Genomic DNA, 4,298 nt, shown 5'->3' with positions numbered 1-4,298 from the left:
CGAACGTTACCGAGGGTAAGCCGTTCCCGCTGGGGGCCACCTGGGACGGATTGGGCGTCAATTTCGCGCTGTTTTCGGCGCATGCCACCAAGGTCGAGCTGTGCCTGTTCGATGACACCGGTGAAACCGAGCTCGAACACATAGAGCTGCCCGAATACACCGACGAAGTCTGGCACGGCTATCTGCCGACGCCGTGGTTCAACTACGGCGACGATCCAGCCGAGGCCGACCAGGGCCGGCAGCACCAGCGGGCGCAGCCACCGCAGCGGGACACCGGAGGTCCACACCACGCCGAGCAGCACGCCGAACAGCAGCGAGTCGGCGCGCGCGTCCGTGCGGTAGTAGAGGTCCTGCCAGTAGTGCGCCTCGCCCCAGACGTGCAGCTTCACCAGGTACGAGCCGACGATGCCGAGCACGGCCACCAGGGCCCAGGTGCGCGGCCGCCACCGGAACAGCGCCGCGCCGAGCAGGAAGACGAACGGCCAGACCAGGTAGAACTGCTCCTCGACCGCGAGCGACCACAGGTGGAACAGCCCGGGCTGCACGGACGCCGGGTGCTTCGTCTGCACCCAGTTCCCGACGTAGAGCGCGATCGGGATGCCGCTGTGCCGCAGCGAGCCGACCGACCGGTCGAGGTCGTAGTGGTCGACGAGCAGCGTCACGACCAGCATCACGTACAGCGCGGGGAACAGCCGCAGCGCGCGGCGGGCGTAGAAGGCGCCGAGCCGGACACGCCCGCTGCCGGCCATCTCGCCGAACAGCAGGCTGGTGATGAGGAAGCCGCTGAGCACGAAGAAGATGTCGACGCCGATGACGCCGCCGGGCAGCAGGTCGTGCGCCTTCGTCCACCACAGCAGGCTCATGCCGTGGTGGAACATCACGAGCAGCACGGCGATCGCCCGCAGTCCGTCGAGCGCCGGCTGCCGCCCGAGCCGCCGGCGCACGACGACGGACGGCACGGGAGGCATCCGTCGATGATAACGAAGAGATAACGGACGCCGCGGCGCGGCCGGGTCAGCGTCGGCTGAGGAAGACCTGCATCGCCGCCGGGTTCTTCAGCGCGCCCTGGCTCACCGCCTGTTCGACGGGCACGCCGGCGAGGATCTTCTTGACCGGCACCTCGCACTTCTTGCCGTTCAACGTGCGCGGCACCTCGTCGATCGCCTCGACGCTGTCCGGCACGTGCCGCGGCGACAGTTCGCGCCGGATGGTCGTGCGCAGGTCGCTCGTCACCTGCTCGAGCGACGCCCCGTCGCGCAGCACGACGAACAGCAGCAGCTTGCCCTCCACCCCGGCGGCCGAGGTGTCGATGACCAGCGAGTCCTCGACGTCCGGGTGCTCCTCGACCACGCGGTAGAACTCGGCGGTGCCCATGCGCACGCCGCCGCGGTTCATGGTCGCGTCCGACCGGCCGTGGATGACGCAGGCACCCGACGGGCGGATCGTGATCCAGTCGCCGTGCCGCCACACGCCGGGGTAGGTGTCGAAGTACGCCTCGCGCAGTTTGCTGCCGTCGGGGTCGTTCCAGAACATCACCGGCATCGAGGGCATCGGCTCGGTGACGACGAGCTCGCCAACCTCGTCGACCAGCGACGCACCGTCCGGCGACCACGACTCGACCCGCGCGCCGAGCATGCGACACGGGATCTCCCCCGCCCGCACCGGCAGGGTCGGGGCGCCGCCGACGAACGCGGTGCACACGTCCGTCCCGCCGGACAGCGACGACAGCATGACGTCACCGAGCTCGGCGTAGATCCAGTCGAAGCCCTCCGGCGGCAGCGGCGCGCCCGTCGACCCGACCGCGCGTACCGACGACAGCGCCAGCTCGGACGGCCGCACCCCGGCCTTCATGGACGCCTGCACGAACGGCGCCGAGACGCCGAACGCGGTGATCCGTTCGCGCTCGGCGAGCCGCCACAGCGCGTCGGCCGCCGGGAAGGCGGGGTTGCCGTCGAAGAGCACGATGGTCGCGCCGGTCGCCAACCCCGACACGAGCAGGTTCCACATCATCCAGCCGGTGGTGCTGAACCAGAAGAACCGGTCGCCCGGGCCGAGGTCGAGGTGCAGCACCAGCTGCTTGAGGTGCTCGAGCAGGATGCCGCCCTGCGAGTGCACGATCGGCTTCGGCAGCCCGGTCGTCCCGGACGAGTAGAGCACCCAGAGCGGGTGGTCGAAGGGCACGTACTCGAACGCCAGCGTCGCCTCGCGCGCGACGACGTCGCTCCATGACACCGTGTCGTCGAGCGTCGCCGCGTCGTCGAGGTACGGCACGAGCACCACCTCGCGCACCGACGGCAGCTCGTCGCGCAGCGCCGTCACCGTCGGACGCACGTCGAACCGCTTGCCGCCGTAGACGTAGCCGTCGACGGCGAACAGCACCACCGGCTCGATCTGGGTGAACCGGTCGGCGATCGCCCGGGCGCCGAAGTCGGGCGAGCACGACGAGAAGACCGCACCGAGCGACGCCGTCGCCAGCACGGCGATGAGCGCCTCCGGCGCGTTCGGCAGCAGCGCCGCGACCCGGTCGCCGACGCCGACCCCGGCGTCGACCAACTGCGCCCGCACCGCCGCCACCGCCGTGCGCAGCCCGCGCCAGGTGAGCTCGCGCCGCGGGCCGTCCTCGCGGGCGAAGATCACCGCGACCGCGTCCTTGTCGACACCGCACGGCGGGTACAGCAGGTGCTCGGCCCAGTTCAGCGTGCCGCCGGGGAACCACTGCGCGCCGGGCATCGCCCGCGACCCGAGCACCGCCGCGGGCGTCGTCCGCCAGCGCACGCCGGCCCACTCGGCGAACGCCGACCAGAAGCCGTCGAGGTCGTCGACCGACCACTGCCACAGCTCGGCGTACGACGCGTCACCCCGGCCGAGCGACCGCGTGAACCCGGTCAACCGGGCCTCGGCGACCCGCTCGGCGGACGGTTCCCACAGCAGCGTGCCCTCGCTCGTCACGCCCGGAACCCTATGCCGCCGCAGCGATCACGCTGCGCGGGTGGTCACGCCGTCGCGACGACGCCCAGCTCGGCGGGCGTGGCGAGCAGCTCGTTCTTCGGCAGCACGCGCACCGTGTAGCCGAACGCGCCGGTGCGGTCGAGCGGCAGGTCGCCCTCGTAGCGCTGCGCGTCGTCGACGGGCTCGGTCGCCTTCAGCGTCACGGTGCGGGTCTCGGTGAGCCGGTCGTCGATGTCGACCGGGCCGTACACCGCCTCGACGTCGACGTCGTCGGTCGACAGCGACCCGAGCGCCACGGTGGCCCGCAGGCTGAGCGTCTTGCCCAGTTCGGCCGCGTCGCCCTCCATCGCCGAGTCGACATTGCGCACGACGACGCCGCCCCACCCGGCCAGCACCCGCGACCGCCACGCCGCGAGCTCCTTGGCCGGCGCGAAGCCGTCGGACGCCATCCGGATCGACGAGGCCGAGGCCGGGACGTAGAGCCGCCGCACGTACTCGGACACCATGCGGGACGCGAGCACCTTCGGCCCGAGCGTGCTGACGGTGTGGCGCACCATCTGCACCCAGCGCACCGGGATGCCTTTGCCGTCGCGGTCGTAGAACCGCGTCGCGACGTTCTTCTCGATGAGGTCGTAGAGCGCGTGCGCCTCGAGGTCGTCGCGCTGGTCGGCATCGACGCCCTCGGCGGACGGGATCGCCCAGCCGTTCTCGCCGTCGAACCACTCGTCCCACCATCCGTCGCGGATGGACAGGTTGAGCGCGCCGTTGAGGGCGGCCTTCATGCCCGACGTGCCGCACGCCTCGAGCGGGCGCAGCGGGTTGTTCAGCCAGACGTCGACACCCCAGTACAGGTACCGCGCCATGCCGATGTCGTAGTCGGGCAGGAAGGTGATGCGGTGTCGCACCTCGGGGTCGTCGGCGAAGCGCACCATCTGCGCGATGAGCTGCTTGCCGCCGTCGTCGGCCGGGTGCGACTTGCCCGCGATGACGATCTGCACCGGGTGCTGCTCGTCCAGCAGCAGGGCCTTCAACCGGGCGGGGTCGCGCAGCATGAGGGTGAGCCGCTTGTACGACGGCACCCGGCGGGCGAAGCCGATCGTCAGCACCTCGGGGTCGAAGGCCGAGTCGATCCACGACAGCTGCGACTCGCCGAAGCCGCGGGTGGCGTACGACTCGCGCATGCGGCGGCGGATCTCGAGCACCAGCCGCTCGCGCAGGGTGTTGCGGACGCCCCACAGCTCCTTGTCGCTGACGCGGTCGATGGCCTCCCAGCCGCCGCCCTCGGCGAGGATCTCGGGGCCGACCTCGCGCTCGGCGATCTCGAGGATGTCGCGCGACATCCACGTCGG

2 protein-coding genes and 2 pseudogenes are annotated in these 4,298 nt (G+C 71.3%); 1 reads left to right on the top strand and 3 read right to left on the bottom strand.

The genetic code is table 11. The annotated features are described in order from the left end of the window. Window positions 1–242 (top strand): annotated as a pseudogene (locus tag ACTHMS_RS24100) (glycogen debranching protein GlgX); the annotation flags it as partial. 27 nt (window positions 243–269) lie between these two features. Here the strand turns inward: ACTHMS_RS24100 and ACTHMS_RS24095 are convergent. The 3 genes and pseudogenes from ACTHMS_RS24095 to glgP all read right to left on the bottom strand — a co-directional run. Further along, a pseudogene (locus ACTHMS_RS24095) lies at window positions 270–863 on the bottom strand (acyltransferase family protein); the annotation flags it as partial. 151 nt (window positions 864–1,014) lie between these two features. Continuing rightward, window positions 1,015–2,949, bottom strand: a complete 1,935-nt coding sequence (locus tag ACTHMS_RS24090) for an acetoacetate--CoA ligase (RefSeq protein WP_440309194.1) — start codon at window positions 2,947–2,949, stop codon at window positions 1,015–1,017. Window positions 2,950–2,993: 44 nt separating this feature from the next. Continuing rightward, window positions 2,994–4,298, bottom strand: a 1,305-nt coding sequence (glgP, locus tag ACTHMS_RS24085; protein ID WP_440309193.1) for an alpha-glucan family phosphorylase, incomplete at its 5' end; no start/stop codon positions are given.

The organism is Jatrophihabitans sp. (assembly GCF_051960575.1).
Lineage (GTDB): Bacteria > Actinomycetota > Actinomycetes > Mycobacteriales > Jatrophihabitantaceae > JBQCEE01.
Note: the sequence above shows the minus strand (reverse complement) of the source record. Positions and strands in the feature narration are given on the sequence as shown.